This is a genomic window from Delftia lacustris (assembly GCF_040267515.1).
In the GTDB taxonomy this organism is placed as follows: Bacteria; Pseudomonadota; Gammaproteobacteria; order Burkholderiales; family Burkholderiaceae_C; genus Comamonas; species Comamonas tsuruhatensis.
In genome coordinates this window covers 3128291-3145255 of sequence record NZ_CP141274.1, presented here as the reverse complement: position 1 = coordinate 3145255, position 16965 = coordinate 3128291, and the positions used below count along the sequence as shown (strand labels likewise).

Annotated in this window: 12 protein-coding genes and 1 pseudogene; 7 read left to right on the top strand and 6 right to left on the bottom strand. The window is 66.3% G+C overall.

Annotated features, from left to right (window positions below):
* Nucleotides 1-101: 101 nt before the first annotated feature.
* Nucleotides 102-359 (top strand): GlsB/YeaQ/YmgE family stress response membrane protein, encoded by a 258-nt coding sequence (locus U6958_RS15830; protein ID WP_012205794.1) that lies wholly within the window; start codon nucleotides 102-104, stop codon nucleotides 357-359.
* 75 nt (nucleotides 360-434) lie between these two features.
* On the top strand, nucleotides 435-1124 hold the full coding sequence (locus U6958_RS15825; protein ID WP_074921289.1) for a hypothetical protein: 690 nt from the start codon (nucleotides 435-437) through the stop codon (nucleotides 1122-1124).
* Nucleotides 1125-1131: 7 nt separating this feature from the next.
* Here U6958_RS15825 and yghU read toward each other — a convergent pair whose 3' ends face one another.
* Complete coding sequence (yghU, locus tag U6958_RS15820) at nucleotides 1132-1971, bottom strand: glutathione-dependent disulfide-bond oxidoreductase (protein WP_016447099.1); 840 nt, start codon at nucleotides 1969-1971, stop codon at nucleotides 1132-1134.
* Nucleotides 1972-2100: 129 nt separating this feature from the next.
* Here yghU and U6958_RS15815 point away from each other — a divergent pair, with 129 nt between their 5' ends.
* Both U6958_RS15815 and U6958_RS15810 read left to right on the top strand, forming a co-directional pair.
* Entirely contained in the window at nucleotides 2101-2592 is a 492-nt protein-coding gene (locus tag U6958_RS15815) for an EVE domain-containing protein (protein WP_016447100.1), read from the top strand.
* Nucleotides 2593-2772: 180 nt separating this feature from the next.
* Entirely contained in the window at nucleotides 2773-3798 is a 1026-nt protein-coding gene (locus U6958_RS15810; RefSeq protein WP_016447101.1) for an aromatic acid exporter family protein, read from the top strand.
* Here the strand turns inward: U6958_RS15810 and U6958_RS15805 are convergent, their stop codons facing one another.
* Both U6958_RS15805 and U6958_RS15800 read right to left on the bottom strand, forming a co-directional pair.
* Nucleotides 3799-5037: a CynX/NimT family MFS transporter gene (locus tag U6958_RS15805; protein WP_074921290.1), complete on the bottom strand. Its 1239-nt coding sequence runs from the start codon at nucleotides 5035-5037 to the stop codon at nucleotides 3799-3801.
* 343 nt (nucleotides 5038-5380) lie between these two features.
* Nucleotides 5381-5998, bottom strand: coding sequence for a LysE family translocator (locus tag U6958_RS15800; protein WP_074921291.1), 618 nt, complete (start codon nucleotides 5996-5998; stop codon nucleotides 5381-5383).
* Nucleotides 5999-6063: 65 nt separating this feature from the next.
* On the opposite strand from U6958_RS15800, the gene U6958_RS15795 reads away from it, so the two are divergent.
* Nucleotides 6064-6993 (top strand): LysR family transcriptional regulator, encoded by a 930-nt coding sequence (locus tag U6958_RS15795; RefSeq protein ID WP_074921292.1) that lies wholly within the window; start codon nucleotides 6064-6066, stop codon nucleotides 6991-6993.
* 92 nt (nucleotides 6994-7085) lie between these two features.
* On the opposite strand, the gene lpdA is transcribed toward U6958_RS15795, so the two are convergent.
* The 3 genes from lpdA to aceE are packed head-to-tail and all read right to left on the bottom strand — an operon-like array spanning nucleotide 7086 to nucleotide 13383.
* The gene (gene lpdA, locus U6958_RS15790; protein WP_074921293.1) at nucleotides 7086-8933 is read right to left on the bottom strand and encodes a dihydrolipoyl dehydrogenase; all 1848 of its coding nucleotides are present in this window, start codon (nucleotides 8931-8933) and stop codon (nucleotides 7086-7088) included.
* A gap of 15 nt (nucleotides 8934-8948) precedes the next feature.
* Nucleotides 8949-10646 carry a dihydrolipoyllysine-residue acetyltransferase gene (gene aceF / locus U6958_RS15785; RefSeq protein ID WP_016447106.1) on the bottom strand — a complete coding sequence of 566 codons (1698 nt, stop codon included), beginning with the start codon at nucleotides 10644-10646 and terminating at the stop codon, nucleotides 8949-8951.
* 19 nt (nucleotides 10647-10665) lie between these two features.
* Nucleotides 10666-13383 (bottom strand): pyruvate dehydrogenase (acetyl-transferring), homodimeric type, encoded by a 2718-nt coding sequence (gene aceE / locus U6958_RS15780; RefSeq protein WP_016447107.1) that lies wholly within the window; start codon nucleotides 13381-13383, stop codon nucleotides 10666-10668.
* 320 nt (nucleotides 13384-13703) lie between these two features.
* Here aceE and U6958_RS15775 point away from each other — a divergent pair, with 320 nt between their 5' ends.
* On the top strand, nucleotides 13704-16277 hold the full coding sequence (locus tag U6958_RS15775; protein ID WP_016447108.1) for a PAS domain-containing sensor histidine kinase: 2574 nt from the start codon (nucleotides 13704-13706) through the stop codon (nucleotides 16275-16277).
* Nucleotides 16274-16925 (top strand): annotated as a pseudogene (locus U6958_RS15770) (response regulator transcription factor). Before U6958_RS15775 ends, U6958_RS15770 begins: the two are co-directional and overlap by 4 nt.
* Nucleotides 16926-16965: the final 40 nt, after the last annotated feature.

The following is a 16965-nucleotide window of genomic DNA, read 5'->3' as shown; positions in this document are numbered from 1 at the left end:
GCACTGCACTGCCTTCGTCCCAGGTTGAGACGCTGTCCGACAGGGCCGGCATGCGCCGGGCCCTAGAGTCGCGGCATGGAAGCTTCAGTTCGGAGAAAAGCATGATGTCCTTGATTGGCACCCTCATCGTTGGCCTGGTCGTTGGCCTGCTGGCGCGCGCACTCAAACCCGGCGACGACAGCCTTGGCTGGATCATGACCATCCTGCTTGGTGTGGCAGGATCGTTTCTTGCCAGCTATGTCGGTGTCGCCATGGGCTGGTATGAAGCCGGGCAGCCCGCTGGCTGGATCGCCTCCATCGTTGGCGCCATCGTCATCCTCTTCATCTACAGCCTGGTGCGCAGCAAGAGCGCACGCTGACCGCACCGGCGCCAGCCGCCTCCTCCGGCTGGCGCATTCTCCTGATCGACATCTGCCCCGGACCCACTGGCACGCATGATCTTTCGCACATCGGACAAGACCCCTCCCCCTCCACCACCGCGCCACGATGTGGCGCAGGCCGCAGAGAGCGCGCGCAAGCTGCTGCACCGGCGTGCGCTGGTGGGAGCCGCAGCCAGCAGCCTGCCGATCCCGGGGCTGGACTGGCTGGTTGACGCAGCCCTGCTGGCGCGCCTGCTGCCGCGCATCAACCGTGAGTTCGGCCTCACGCCCGAACAGCTGGACAGGCTGGACCCCGGCAAGCGCGAGCAGGTGCAAAAGGCCGTGGCCATGGTCGGCTCGGTACTGATCGGCAAGCTGATCACGCGCGACATGGTGGTGCGCCTGGCACGCGCTGCCGGCATGCGCATGACGGCAACCCAAGCGGCAAAGTACGTGCCGCTGGCCGGCCAGGCTGCAGCGGCCGCCCTGGGCTACGCCACGCTGCGCTACCTGGGAGAGCGCCACATCCAGGACTGCATTCGCGTGGTCGAGCAGGCGGAGCTCGACATTCCCTCGCATCTGCCCACGCAGCTGGAACGCACGGCCCGCAAGGTCGAGCAGACCGGCAAGCAATTGCATGAGCACGGCAAGGGCAAAGGCAAGGGCGAGGGCGAGGGCGAGGGCGAGCCCGGGGCCCAGCCATCCGGCAAGCGCCCGCGCTTTTGGCGCCAGCCGGACCGCGGCCCCTGGGGCCGCTCCCAGTAAATGGCGATCAGCCCAGGTCCGAGGCGCGGTGGCGCTCCGGCACCTGGGTGGCCTCGTCTCCCCAGGTGCGATTGACGCGGCGGCCGCGCACCACCGCCGGCCGTTGGGCAATCTCGCGGGCCCAGCGCATCACATGCGTGTACTCATGGGCCGCCAGGAACTCGGCCGCGCCGTACACCTCGTTGAGCACCAGTGCGCCATACCAGGGCCAGATGGCGATGTCGGCAATGCTGTAGTGCTCTCCCGCAATGAAGGCGTGCTCGGCCAGCTGGCGATTGAGCACGTCCAGCTGGCGCTTGGTTTCCATGGTGAACCGGTTGATCGGGTACTCGAACTTTTCGGGAGCATAGGCATAGAAATGACCGAAGCCGCCGCCCAGGTAAGGCGCCGATCCCATCTGCCAGAACAGCCAGTTCAGCGTCTCGGTGCGTGCAGCGGGCTCGGCAGGCAGCAGCGCGCCAAACTTCTCGGCCAGGTACAGCAGGATGGAGCCCGACTCGAACACGCGCACCGGCGGCTCCACGCTGCGGTCCACCAGCGCGGGAATCTTGGAATTGGGGTTGACCTCGACAAAGCCGCTGGAGAACTGGTCGCCATCGCTGATGCGGATCAGCCAGGCGTCGTACTCGGCGCCGCCATGGCCCAGCGCCAGCAGCTCCTCCAGCATGATGGTGACCTTCACGCCGTTGGGCGTGGCCAGCGAATACAGCTGCAGAGGCTGCTGCCCCACCGGCAGTGTCTTGTCGTGGGTCGGCCCGGCGACCGGGCGGTTGATGTTGGCGAAGGTGCCGCCCGAGGGCGCAGGCTGCCATACGGCGGGCGGGACATAGGTGGAGCGGTCGGACATGCAGGATTCCTGTGGTTCGCGGGCATGGGAAAGGCGCCCGGCTGAAGGCCATTGTCCAGCCCCTGACACACTCCTGCCGCCGCGCGCAGAACGCCGCCACGGCGTCCGGGGATTTGCCACAATCGTTGCATGACTGCAGCCCCCACACCCTCCGCCCGCCAGTTCTGGCTCATGAAGAACGAGCCCGACGAATACTCCATAGACCATGCGCTGGCCGCGCCGCAGGCCACCATTGCCTGGGACGGGGTGCGCAACTACCAGGCGCGCAACTTCATGCGTGATGCCATGCAGGTCGGCGACGGGGTGCTGTACTGGCATTCCAGCTGCGCCGAGCCCGGCATCTACGGCATCGCCCGCATTGCCGGCAATCTGCGCACCGACGCCTCGCAGTTCGACCCGGCCAGCCCGTACTACGACCCCAAGTCTTCTCCCGACAAGCCGCGCTGGCTCACGCTGGACGTGCAGGCGCTGCGCAAGACACGCACGCTGCAGATTGCCGAGCTGCGCGCGCATCCTGAACTGGCGCAGATGCGTGTGCTGCAAAAGGGCAATCGGTTGTCGATCACGCCGGTCACGCCCGAGGAATGGAGCTTCATCGAAGGCCTGCTCAGGCACGGCTGAACACGCCTCGCACGGGCTGCTTTCTTACAAGCAAGAAGCCTCTTTCCTGCACTCCTGCCCTGCATCGGCCGCTATGCTTTTGGGCATTTGCGAACCTGGATTTCGCAAGCTGGAGGGACCATCTTCGTGCGCTGGCGAAAATCAAAAGCAAAAACAACCACTGGACCACTCAAGAGCGGCATGGCCGCGGCGCCAGGCCGCCTGCGGCTGGCGCTGCGCGATGCCATCGCCGCCTCGCTGGGCGCCATGCTGGCCTGGGAACTGTCCCACTACCTGCTGGGCCACCCCAGACCCGTCTTTGCCGCCGTCACCGCCCTGGTCTGCCTGGCGCCCGGCCTGCCCAGCCATCTCAAGCAAACCTGGGGCCTGGTGCTGGGCTGCGCCATCGGCATCATCGTCGGCGAACTGGCCTGGCTGCTGCCCGACACCATTCCCCTGCTGCGGCTGAGCCTGGCCTCGCTGGTCGCGCTGTCGCTGGCCGCCATGCTGGGGCAGCCGCCTGTGGTTCCGATACAGGCCGGCGTTTCCGTGGTGCTGGTCCTCAGCATGGGGCCCAGCGCGGCGGGCGAAACCCGGCTGGTTGACGTGCTGGTCGGCGCAGGCGTGGGCCTGATGTTCAGCCAGGTCATCTTCACGGCCAATCCGCTGCGTGCCGTATCACGTTCGGCAAGCGCGTTGCTGGGCCAGCTGGCCGACGGGCTGGACGCCACGCTGCGTGCCACCGCCACCCACGACACACCCGACGCCACCGTGGCACTGGGCCAGCTCACGCGCAGCAGCGATGCGCTGAGCGCGCTGCGCACCGCCATGGCGGAGGCGCAAAGCGCCAGCCGCTGGTCCGTGCGCGGACGCCTGGGTGGCGCGGCACTGCAGACCGTCACGGCGCGCTACGACCGCCATGCCGTGCGCCTGTACGCCAGCGCGCTGCTGCTGGGCGAAAGCCTGGTGCGCGGAATGTCGCATGACAGCGGCCTCATGCCGCGCGCCATCGTCCTGCACTGTGAATGGCTGATCGAAGCCTGCCGGCAACTGGCCGCCAATGGCAACGTGGTGGCCCTGCAGCCAGACGACGCCCTGGCCAGGTTGGCCGCCTCGGCCCCCCAGGCGCCCACCCAACCGCTGCCTGAGGCCTGGCTGCCCGCGCTGGACCACGCACGACAGATGGAAGAGGCCCTGAAGGCGCTCACAGGTTCGCGCGACGCGTGATCAGGCGGCAGCGCGTTCGCGCTGCCTTGCAGGCGCCGCGCTGATGCGGGCAATGGCGCCGGCCAGCCACCAGCCGATGGCGCACATGGCCGCCGTCACCACCCAGGTCCACTGCCATCCGCCCGCCTGCACTGCCACGGCCGCCACCAGAGGCGGCCCTGCAAACTGGCCCACGCTGGACCATTGCTGCATGAAGCCCACCGTGGTCGAAACAGTGGACTCATCGGGGGCAAGCCGCACGGCCATGGAAAACAGCGTGCCCGGAATCAGTCCCCCCGCTGCCGAGAACACAACTACCGCAGCAAAGCGCAGCCACAAAGGTGCCAACGGCTGGCCTTGCCATTGCACATAGGCCAGCAGCGCGCACAAAGCCATGCAGCCGAAGCCCAGGCGCAGCGCCCGCGATGCGCTCCAGCCGCCTTGCAGCAGACGGCCCGATGCCACATTGCCCACCATGTTGGCCAGCGCCACCACGGCCGTCAGCGTGCCCGACAACGCCGCTCCCAGGCCCGCCTCGGCATAGACCGTGGGAAGAAAGCCGATGACGGCCATCCACTGTCCCGAATACACGGCAAAGCCCAGCGCCACGCACCAGGGGCCAGGGCTGCGCAAAGTCAGCGCCAGGCGCGGACGCCACCCCCCGCCAGCCGCCGACGTGCCAACGGGTGCCTTCGGGCCGTCTGTCGGCACGCCGTACCACACGGCGGCGCAAGCCAGGGCAGAGACCAGCCCCAGAAGCAGCCACCACAGCGGCCAGGAAGCCCAGGCCATCACCCAGGGACCCAGCAGTAAGCCGATGGCACTGCCCAGCGGCATGTAGGTGCCCCACCAGCCCATGCGCGCGCTCAGATCGTGCGGCGCCACGCAGCGGCGAATCAGGCCTGGCCCCGGCATGGCGACCAGCAGAAAGCCCAGTCCTTCCACGGCGCGCAGGGCCAGCAACGGTGCAAAACCCGTGGCGATGGCGCCCAGTGCGCTGGCACCCGCCATCAACAGCAGGCCCGCCAGCATGCTGCGCCGCAGTCCCCAGCGGTCAGCCCCCAGGCCCACCACCAGGCCCAGCAGCATGCCGGCCACCTGCACGGTGGAAAGCAGAAAGCCGGCCTGCAGCAGGGACACGCCCAGCTGCTGCTGCAGCACCGGCACGGCCGGCGGCAGCTTGCCTACATGCAGGGCCGCGCTGACGCCGGCCATCACGACGATCCATGAGGGATGCACCCCCTGCCTTGTTGTTTCCATTGGATGCGGTTTCCTGGGGGCACATGCCGTGCGCCCTGTGGGTGATGTGTGAAGTATCGAAAGCATAGGCCAAGCGGCGCCCGCAAGCAGCGCCCCTGGCATCTGCCCACCAACCGGCTTGCGGCAGCGGGCATCGGCAGCGCATTCGACATAGCCCGTGGCACTGGAACGCCCAGGTGAGGCGCTCCAGCTGCGCGGCCAGGCATTTCCGCTGCCCCAGAAACAGCTTGGCCTGCGAGGCACCCCATGGCACCTCGCAGGCCTTGCATGCCGGGCAGAGGCCGCATGCGCTGCGGCCTTTCGCCCGTCCTCCCCCACCGATTCCTGTCAGGCCTTCATAGCATCACAGCCTCAGCTTGGCACTGGCCAGCAACACACCGAAGCCCACCAACATGCCGCCAAAGGCCCGGTCTATCCAGTGCCGTACGGCCAGCAGCCGGGCACGAACCCGCTGCGCGGAAAAGCACAGCGCCACGATGCAAAACCAACCCACATGGGCCAGCGAGATGAACCCGCCGTACGCCAGTTGCGTGGCCAGCGATGTGTCCTGCCCCACGATCTGCAGGAACAGGCTCACCACAAACACCGTGGTCTTGGGATTGAGCGCATTCGTCAGAAAGCCCGTGCGCAGCGCCGCCATGTCGGACAGTACGGCAGCTGGGTGGCTGGCCATTTCTCCGTCCGGCCGGCTGCGCAGCATGGTCACGCCCAGATAGATCAGATAGGCTGCACCCAGCAGCTTGACCACGTCGAACAACCAGGTGGACTGCTGCATGAGCAGTCCGACCCCGAGCAAGGTATAGCCGACATGGACCAGCACCCCCAGGCCAATGCCCAGCGCCGTGAGCAGGCCCGCGCGGCGCGAGCGCAGCAGGCTGTTGCGTGTGACCATGGCGAAATCCGCCCCTGGGCTGATGACGGCCAGCAAGGTAATGGTGACTACAGCTATCCATTCGGTCATCGGTTATCCATTCGATTCAATGCAACGCGCCGGATACTATTGGCCTTCCATGAAAATACATAACGATGTTTTCTGACACAGTTGGTGAACTCAACTCACATACCCCGAGCAAGCGGCTGCCGTCGCTGCAGGCCTTGCGTTGCTTCGAAGCGGCCGCCCGGCGGGAGAACTTCAGCAAGGCGGCAGAGGAGTTGCACCTGACCCATGGCGCCATCAGCCGGGCCGTGCGCCTGCTGGAAGACGATCTGGGCGTGACCCTGTTTGACCGCCGCAGCCGCCGCGTCTTCCTGACCGACGCTGGGCGCCATCTCGCACAGGCCGTGCATGAAGGCCTGGAGCGCATGCGCCAGGCGACGCAGGAGTTGCGCGCACGCGCGCGGCATGCGCGCCGCTGGGTGCTGTCCTGCGAACCCACCTTGCTGATGCGCTGGCTGATTCCGCGCTGGCCACAGTTCCAGCAAATGCATCCCGAGCTGCAACTGCACCTGGTGGCCGGCGGCGGCCCGTTCTCGTTTGCGGACGGGATCGACCTGGCCATACGGCGCGACGATTTCGCCCTGCCCGCAGGCTGCCATGCCGAAACGCTGTTCGCAGAGCGCATAGGCCCGGTCTGCCGGCCCGATCGCCTGGCGCAATGGTGCGACCGCCCCGCGCAAGAGCACACGCCCAGGCTGCGCGCCGATGCGCCCTTGCTGCAAAGCCGCACGCGCCCTGGCGCCTGGGCCACCTGGGCCGAGTGCAGCGGCCAGCCCCAGCCCTCGGGACCGCAGCTGCAGTTCGAACATTTCTATTTCACGCTCCAGGCTGCCGTCGCCGGAATGGGCGTGGCCATAGGCCCCTGGCAACTGGTGCGCGACGACATTGCCAGCGGCGTGCTGGCGGCGCCCATGGGCTTTGTGGAGGATGGATCGCGCTATTGCCTGCTGTCCCCTGCCCCGCCTGCACCGAATGGCGTGCACGCCCAGTTGCTGCAGTGGCTGCGCTCCCAGGCCTGAGCCGGCCTGCGACCCGTACTACCCCCCCAAAGCACAAAGGCAGCCGAAGCTGCCTTTGTGTCCTTGCCCGTTCCGAAGGCCGGGCGTTGCGCTTACTTGCGCTGCGGCGGCAGGTCCGTGCAGGAGCCGTGCGCCACCTCGGCCGCCATGCCCAGGCTCTCGCCCAGCGTGGGGTGAGGATGGATGGTCTTGCCGATGTCCACGGCGTCGGCACCCATTTCAATGGCCAGCGCGATCTCGCCGATCATGTCGCCCGCATGCGTGCCGACGATGCCACCGCCCAGGATGCGGCCATGGCCATGCGCCTCGGGGCTGTCGTCGAACAGCAGCTTGGTGACGCCTTCGTCGCGGCCATTGGCAATGGCGCGGCCCGATGCCGTCCAGGGGAAGACCCCCTTCTTGACCTTGATGCCCTGGGCCTTGGCCTGGTCCTCGGTCAGGCCCACCCACGCCACTTCCGGGTCGGTGTAGGCCACGCTGGGGATCACGCGGGCATTGAAGGCGCTGGCGGCCAGCTCCTTGTTGCCCTGCAGTTCACCGGCGATGACTTCGGCGGCCACATGGGCCTCGTGCACGGCCTTGTGCGCCAGCATGGGCTGGCCCACCACGTCGCCGATGGCGAAGATGTGGGGCACGTTGGTGCGCATCTGGATGTCGACTTCGATGAAACCGCGGTCCGTGACGGCCACGCCGGCCTTCTCGGCGGCGATCTTCTTGCCGTTGGGCGTGCGGCCCACGGCCTGCAGCACCAGGTCGTAGACCTGAGGCTCGGGCACGGTGATGCCGTCCTTGGCGGGCGCGAAGCTGACCTTGATGCCTTCGGGCGTGGCTTCGGCACCCACGGTCTTGGTGTTGACCATGATGTTGTCGAAGCGCGGCGCGTTCATCTTCTGCCAGACCTTGACCAGGTCGCGGTCGGCGCCCTGCATGAGGCCGTCCATCATCTCCACCACGTCCAGGCGTGCGCCCAGCGTGGAGTAGACGGTGCCCATTTCCAGGCCGATGATGCCGCCGCCCAGGATCAGCATGCGTTTGGGCACGCTGGCAAGGTTCAGCGCGCCGGTGGAGTCCACCACGCGCGGGTCCTTGGGCATGAAGGGCAGGTGCACGGCCTGGCTGCCGGCGGCAATGATGGCGCGCTTGAACTGCACGATCTTCTTGCTGCCGGTCTTTTCCTGGCCATCGCCCGTGGTCTCTTCCACTTCCAGGTGGTTGGCGCCGACGAAATTGCCGTAGCCGCGCACCACGGTGACCTTGCGCATCTTGGCCATCTGGCCCAGGCCGCCGGTCAGCTTGCCGATGACCTTGTCCTTGTGGCCGCGCAGCTGGTCGATGTTGACCTCGGGCGCGCCGAACTTGACGCCTGCCACTTCCAGATGCTTGACCTCGTCCACGACGGCCGCCACGTGCAGCAGCGCCTTCGAGGGAATGCAGCCCACGTTCAGGCAGACGCCGCCGAGGGTCTTGTAGCGCTCGACGATGACCACGTTCAGGCCCAGGTCGGCTGCGCGGAAGGCGGCAGAGTAGCCGCCAGGGCCACCGCCGAGCACGACCACGTCGCAGTCATAGTCGGCCGCGCCACCCGCGTAGCTGGCTGCCGCAGGAGCAGGGGCCGGGGTCGCTGGAGCCGGCACGGCAGGTGCCGCGGCGCTGGCGGCTGCAGGAGCCGCAGCGGCAGCCTGGGGCGCAGCGGCCGCCTCGCCGGCAGCCTCCAGCGTCAGGACCACGGAGCCCTCGGCGACCTTGTCGCCGAGCTGCACCTTGAGTTCCTTGACCACGCCGGCGTGGCTGGAAGGAATCTCCATGGAAGCCTTGTCGGACTCCACGGTGATCAGGGACTGGTCCTTGGCCACGGTGTCACCGGGCTGGACCAGCAGTTCGATCACGCCCACTTCGGCGAAGTCGCCGATGTCGGGCACCTTGATGTCGATGATTGCCATGTGTCGGGCCTCCGTTTACAGCAGGATGCGGCGGTAGTCCGCCAGCACCTGACCCAGGTAGGCGTTGAAGCGCGCGGCCGAGGCACCGTCGATGACGCGGTGGTCATAGGACAGCGACAGCGGCAGCGTCAGGCGCGGCACGAACTGCTTGCCGTCCCACACGGGCTTCATCTGGCCCTTGGACAGGCCGAGGATGGCCACTTCCGGGGCGTTGATGATGGGGGTGAAGTTCGTGCCGCCGATGCCGCCCAGCGACGAGATCGAGAAGCAGCCGCCCTGCATGTCGGCAGCGCCAAGCTTGCCATCGCGGGCCTTCTTGGCCAGCTCGCCCATTTCCTGGCTGATCTGCAGGATGCCCTTCTTGTCGGCATCGCGCAGCACGGGCACCACCAGGCCATTGGGCGTGTCTGCCGCGAAGCCGATGTGGAAGTACTGCTTGTAGACAAGGGTGTCGCCGTCCAGCGAGGCGTTGAACTCCGGGAACTTCTTGAGCGCCGCGACCACCGCCTTGATCACGAAGGCCAGCATGGTCACCTTGACGCCGCTCTTCTCGTTCTCCTTGTTGGTGGAGACGCGGAAGGCTTCCAGGTCGGTGATGTCGGCCTCGTCGTTGTTGGTGACGTGGGGGATCATGACCCAGTTGCGCGACAGGTTGGCGCCGCTGATCTTCTTGATGCGCGACAGGTCCTTGCGCTCGACCGGGCCGAACTTGGCGAAGTCCACCTTGGGCCAGGGCAGCAGGTCCAGGCCGGCGCCGCCGCCGGAGCCGCCCTTGGGAGCCGCCGCAGCCTGGGCCTTGGTCTGCACGGCACCGGCCATGACGGACTTGGTGAAAGCCTGGATGTCGTCGGCCGTGATGCGGCCCTTGTTGCCCGAGCCCTTGACCTCGTCCAGCGGCACACCCAGTTCGCGGGCGAACTTGCGTACCGAGGGCGATGCATGGGGCAGCTTGCCCGTGGGCGCCACGGTGGGGTTGTGTGCAGGTGCAGCGGCAGGAGCCGATGCTGCAGCGGCAGCCACCGGAGCTGCAGCGGCCGGGGCCGCAGTTGCCGGTGCAGGGGCTGCAGCAGCAGGTGCCGGGGCCGCAGCCTGGGCTGCAGGCGCGGCAGCGCCCTGCACGCTCATCTGGCCGACCACGTCGCCCACGTTGACCGTGTCGCCGATCTTGAGCGTCAGCGCCGTGATGGTGCCGGCCGCTGGCGACGGGATTTCCATCGAGGCCTTGTCGGACTCGACGGTGAACAGCGATTGCTCGGCTGTCACGGTGTCGCCGACCTTGACCAGCATCTCGATCACGGCCACGTCCTTGAAGTCGCCGATGTCGGGAATCTTGATATCGATCTGCGTGGCGGCGCCCGAGGCCGCAGGCGCGGCAGCGGGAGCAGCGGCCGGCGCAGGCGCAGATGCAGGCGCAGCAGATGCAGGCGCAGCCACGGGAGCCGGGGCAGCAGCTGCCGGTGCCGGTGCCGCAGCGTCTGCGGTCTCGATCACGGCAATGATGCTGCCTTGCTTGACCTTGTCGCCCAGGTTCACGCGCAGCTCCTTGAGCACGCCGGCGTGGCTGGACGGAATCTCCATCGATGCCTTGTCGGACTCGACGGTGATCAGCGATTGCTCGGCCTTGATCTGGTCGCCGGCCTTGACCAGCACTTCGATCACACCGACTTCATCGAAATCGCCGATGTCCGGAACTTGAATGTCTACCAATGCCATAGGTGTCTCCCGTTCTTACTCAGGCGTGCAGCGGGTTGATCTTGTCGGCCTTGATGCCGTACTTGGCGATCGCCTCGGCCACGGTGGTGGCGTTGATCTTGCCTTCTTCGGCCAGCGCGCGCAGTGCGGCGACCACGATGTAGTGGCGGTCCACCTCGAAGTGCTCGCGCAGCTTGCGGCGGAAGTCCGAACGGCCGAAGCCGTCGGTGCCCAGCACCTTGTAGGTGCGGCCCTTGGGCATGTAGGGGCGGATCTGCTCGGCGTAGGCCTTCATGTAGTCGGTGGATGCGATCACCGGACCATTGTGCGACTGCAGCTGCTGCGTGACGAAGGGCACCTTCTGCGTTTCCAGCGGATGCAGCAGGTTCCAGCGGTCGGCTTCCTGGCCGTCGCGGGTGAGTTCGTTGAAGCTGGGGCAGCTCCACACGTCGGCGGCAATGCCCCAGTCGGCCAGCAGCAGTTCCTGGGCGAAGAAGGATTCGCGCAGGATGGTGCCCGATCCCAGCAGCTGCACGCGCAGGCCGCTTTCCGGCACCTTCTGGCCGGGCTTGCACAGGTACATGCCCTTGATGATCTGCTGCTCGGTGCCGGGCGTGAGGCCGGGCATGGCGTAGTTCTCGTTGAGCAGCGTGATGTAGTAGAAGACGTTTTCCTGCTCCTGCACCATGCGGCGCAGGCCGTCCTGCATGATCACGGCGACTTCGTGGGCGAAGGTCGGGTCGTAGCTCACGCAGTTGGGAATGGTGTTGGCCAGGATGTGGCTGTGGCCGTCTTCGTGCTGCAGGCCTTCGCCGTTCAGCGTGGTGCGGCCCGAGGTGCCGCCCAGCAGGAAGCCGCGCGCCTGCATGTCGCCGGCCGCCCAGGCCAGGTCACCGATGCGCTGGAAGCCGAACATCGAGTAGTACACATAGAACGGGATCATGATCCGGTTGCTCGTGCTGTAGCTCGTGGCTGCCGCGATCCAGCTGCTCATGCCGCCGGCTTCGTTGATGCCTTCCTGCAGGATCTGGCCGGCCTTGTCCTCGCGGTAGTACATCACCTGGTCCTTGTCGACCGGGGTGTACTGCTGTCCAGCGGGGTTGTAGATGCCGATCTGGCGGAACAGGCCTTCCATGCCGAAGGTACGTGCCTCGTCCACCAGGATGGGCACGACACGCGGGCCGATTTCCTTGTCGCGCAGCAGCTGCGTCAGGAAACGCACATAGGCCTGCGTGGTCGAGATCTCACGGCCTTCGGGCGTGGCTTCGAGGATGGCCTTGAAGGTGTCCAGCGCAGGCGCCGTGAACTGCTCGCTGGCCTTGACGCGGCGGTGCGGCAGGTAGCCGCCCAGGGCCTTGCGGCGCTCGTGCAGGTAGCGCATTTCCGGCGTGTCGTCAGCCGGCTTGTAGAAAGGCAGGTCGGCGATCTGGCTGTCGGGAATCGGGATGTTGAAGCGGTCGCGGAAGGCCTTGATGTCCTCGTCGCCCAGCTTCTTGGTCTGGTGAACGGTGTTCTTGCCTTCACCGATCTTGCCCATGCCGAAGCCCTTGACGGTCTTGACCAGCAGCACGGTGGGCTGGCCCTTGTGCGAGTTGGCCGCATGGAAGGCCGCATAGACCTTCTGCGAATCGTGGCCGCCGCGGCGCAGGTTCCAGATCTCGTCGTCGCTCATGTGCTCGACCATCTTCAGCGCGCGCGGATCGCGGCCGAAGAAGTTCTTGCGCACGTAGGCGCCGTCATTGGCCTTGAACGACTGGTAGTCACCGTCGTTGCACTCGGCCATGATCTTCTTGAGCACGCCGTCCTTGTCCTTGGCCAGCAGCTCGTCCCAGCCCTTGCCCCACAGCAGCTTGATGACGTTCCAGCCGGAGCCGCGGAACTCGCCCTCGAGTTCCTGGATGATCTTGCCGTTGCCGCGCACCGGACCGTCCAGGCGCTGCAGGTTGCAGTTGATCACGAAGATCAGGTTGTCCAGCTTTTCGCGGGCGGCCAGGGAGATCGCGCCCAGCGACTCGACCTCGTCCATTTCCCCGTCGCCGCAGAAGACCCAGACCTTGCGGTTTTCGGTGTCGGCAATGCCGCGGGCGTGCAGGTACTTGAGGAAGCGCGCCTGGTAGATGGCCATCAGCGGGCCCAGGCCCATGGACACCGTGGGGAACTGCCAGAACTCGGGCATCAGCTTGGGGTGCGGGTAGCTGGACAGGCCCTTGCCGTCCACTTCCTGGCGGAAGTTCAGCAGCTGCTCTTCGGAGATGCGGCCTTCCAGATAGGCGCGGGCATAGATGCCGGGCGAGACGTGGCCCTGGATGTACAGGCAGTCGCCACCGTGGTTTTCGTTTTCGGCGTGCCAGAAGTGGTTGAAGCCGGCCGCAAACATGTTGGCCAGCGAAGCGAAGGAGCCGATGTGGCCACCCAGGTCACCGCCTTCGGGTGGGTGCAGGCGGTTGGCCTTGACCACCATGGCCATGGCGTTCCAGCGCATGTAGGCGCGCAGGCGGCCTTCGATTTCCAGGTTGCCGGGACAGCGCGCTTCCTGCGAGGCCTCGATGGTGTTCACGTAGCCGGTGTTGGCCGAGAAGGGCATGTCCACGCTGTTCTGGCGTGCATGTTCGAGCAGGTCCTCGATCAGCTTGTGCGCATATTCGGCGCCTTCACGGTCGATGACGGCCGACAGTGCGTCCATCCATTCGCGCGATTCTTGTTGGTCCAGGCCGGCGGGAACGCCTGCATTGCCTTGCGGGTCAGTCTGAGCTGTCATGGGAATGTCTCCTTGCAGAAGGTAGCGTCTTGGGGTCGAACCAGTGAGCGGCGCAGCGCGCCATCGCAGGCGGGTAGTTCACCACGCCTTGCGCGGCACAGACCCTGTCTGGCGAACTTGAAGATACCGATTCACTGCCTCAATGCTCGGCGAGTGTCGCATACTTTTTTCGAATTTCAAATGGTGCTTTTTGATTTCATAATTTGAAATTTTGCTGCAAACGCACATACAGTGAAGACCCCAAAGAACGTCGCCGAAGCGCCTGCGTGGCGACTCCAATACTCCTTAAAAACAGTCAGACTCTCCCCTACACTGGGCGCATGCAATCCTCCCCTTCCGAGCACGGCACGCACAGCCCTGCCCCCATGGCAGGCGTGGCCGCGCCAGTGCGCTGGTGGCGCAGCTGGTGGCGCAGTCTTTCCCCCACGCGCCAGGACCGCTTTGCGGCACTCGCCCCGCTGGCCGCCGTACTGATGTTCATGGCCGCCATCGTCGCGTCGTTCTGGTATCTGCGCATGGAGGAGATCGACCGCGAGAAGGAAGCGTTGCACCGCGACGTGGAATATGCCCAGCAGCGCGTGCGCCTGCGCCTGCTGGAGCGCCAGGAGCAACTGATGCGCATGGCGCGCGACATCAGCAACCACGATCTGGCCGAGTCCGATTTCGCCAGCCGCGCCGAAGCGCTCATCAGCCAGTATCCCGAACTGCAGTCCATCACCTGGATCGACTCCCAACGCCGCATTCTGGCCAGCCAGTCCGCCCCCACCGTGAGCAGCGACCAGTTGCGTATCCCCCGCGAGGTACTGCGCGCCGGTGACGCCCTGGAGGCCTACCAGCTCGCGCGCGAGATGCAGCAGCCCATCTATGTGCAAGGCCTGGCTCACAAGGGCGAGGCCGCGCCGCTGCTGCAGCTGCATGTGCCGCTGGCGCAGGACGGCCGCTACATCGGCGAGCTGCTGGGCGAGTATTCCGTGGACAGCCTGCTGCGCTACGGCACGCCCACCGAAATCATGGCCCGCTATGCCATGACCATGCTCGACAGCCGGGGCCAGGTTCTGGCCGGCACACCGCTGACGCCGCGCAAGCAAAATGCCACCGACCTGCTGCGCTGGCGCACGGTGGCCAATGAGGACGAGGCTCCGGTCGCCCCCGTGGGCAACAGTCTGGTGCTGCGCGCACAGGCCTACCGCACCTCGCTGGGCGTGGTGGGCAGCGGCCTGTTCTGGCTGGTGGGCACGCTCAGCGCGATGACGGCATGGCTGCTGCTGGCCACCTGGCGCCACACGCGACGCCGCCAGCGCGCGCAGGAAGCCCTGGTTGCCGAAACCAATTTCCGCCGCGCCATGGAGAACTCGGTGCTCACCGGCATGCGCGCGCTGGACCTGCAAGGCCGCATCACCTACGTGAACGCCGCCTTCTGCCAGATGACGGGATGGAGCGAATCCGAACTCGTCGGCCAGATGCCGCCCTATTCCTACTGGCCCGACAACGACTACGACAACCTGCACTCCAAGCTGCGCGAGGAGCTGTCGGGCAAGACCATCGTCGGGGGCTTTCAGGTGCGCGTGCAGCGCAAGAACGGCACGCAGTTCGACGCGCGCCTGTATGTCTCGCCGCTGATCGACGCCCACGGCCAGCACACGGGCTGGATGTCGTCCATGACCGACATCACCGAGCCCAACCGCATCCGCGAGCAGCTGTCGGCCTCCTACGAGCGCTTCACCATCGTGCTGGAGGCGCTGGACGCCTCGGTGTCCGTCGCCCCGCTTGGCAGCGCCGAGCTGCTGTTCGCCAACAAGCTGTACCGGCAATGGTTCGGCTCGCAGACCGATGGCCATCTGCAGCTCGTCGCCCAGGCCGGCGTGCTGCCCGTGCGCTCTCAGCCGCAGGGCATGGACGATGAGGATGGCCTGATGGGCCTGCCCACCGACTCGCTGACCAGCGCACGCAGCGAGAACGCCGAGATCTATCTGCCCGAACTGGGCAAGTGGCTGGAAGTGCGCTCGCGCTACCTGAGCTGGGTGGACGGACGCCTGGCGCAGATGGTGATCGCCACCGACATCACGCCGCGCCGCCTGGCCGAGGAGCAGGCCGATCGCCAGGCCGAGCACGCCCAGTCCGTCAGCCGCCTGATCACCATGGGCGAGATGGCCTCCAGCGTGGCCCACGAACTCAACCAGCCGCTGACCGCCATCAGCAACTACTGCAGCGGCATGCTCACGCGCCTCGAAAAAGGCACGCTGACCGAGGAGCAGATGAAGTTCGCGCTGGAGAAGACCGCCCACCAGGCGCAGCGCGCGGGCCAGATCATTTTGCGCATACGCTCCTTCGTCAAGCGCAGCGAACCCAACCGCACCCTGGCCCAGGTCACCGACATGGTCAGCGAGGCAGTGGAGCTGGCCGGCATCGAGCTGCGCCGCCGCAATGTACAGCTGACCTACCACGTGGCCGAGCGCATGCCGGCCATCATGGCCGACACCATCCTCATCGAGCAGGTGCTGGTCAACCTCATGAAGAACGGCGCCGAATCCATCGAGCAATCGGGCCGACCCAGCCACCAGCGCAACGTGGAACTGCGCGTGGTGCCGCGCACCATCGAGGACCAGCGCGTCATCGAATTCAACGTGCAGGACACCGGCAAGGGCTTGCCGCCCGAGGTGCTGGAGCGCCTCTTCGAGGCCTTCTTCACCACCAAGAGCGAAGGCATGGGCATGGGCCTGAATCTGTGCCGCAGCATTGTCGAGTCCCACCAGGGCCGTATGCGTGCCGAGAACCTCTACAATGGTTCCGAGGTTGTCGGCTGCCGATTTTCATTCTGGCTGCCGCTGGCCCCGCCGGGCGACGCGACAACGCCGGCAGCGACCATTGAACCCACAACAAGGACGATTGCATGAGCTTGATCCCCAAAAAAGGCACTGTGTACGTAGTTGATGACGACGAAGCGGTTCGTGATTCGCTGCAATGGTTGTTGGAGGGCAAGGACTATCGTGTGCGCTGCTTCGACTCGGCCGAGACCTTCCTCTCGCGCTACGACCCACGCGAAATCGCCTGCCTCATCGTCGACATCCGCATGGGCGGCATGACCGGCCTGGAACTGCAGGACCGACTGATCGAACGCAAGTCTCCCCCTGCCCATCGTCTTCATCACCGGCCACGGCGACGTGCCCATGGCGGTGAACACCATGAAGAAGGGCGCACTGGACTTCATCCAGAAGCCGTTCAACGAGGAAGAACTGCTGAACCTGGTCGAGCGCATGCTGGACCATGCCCGCGAAGCCTTTGCCGGCCACCAGCAGGCCGCCAGCCGCGACGCCCTGCTGGCCAAGCTGACCAGCCGCGAAGCCCAGGTGCTCGAGCGCATCGTCGCCGGCCGCCTGAACAAGCAGATCGCCGACGATCTGGGCATCAGCATCAAGACCGTGGAGGCGCACCGCGCCAACATCATGGAAAAGCTCAACGCCAACACCGTGGCCGACCTGCTCAAGATCGCCCTGGGCCAGGGCCAGACCGCTGCGGCGGCCAAGGCGGCCGTCGCAGGATAAGCACCGACGCCATCCCCTGCTTTTTTCAAAGGGCTGCTAG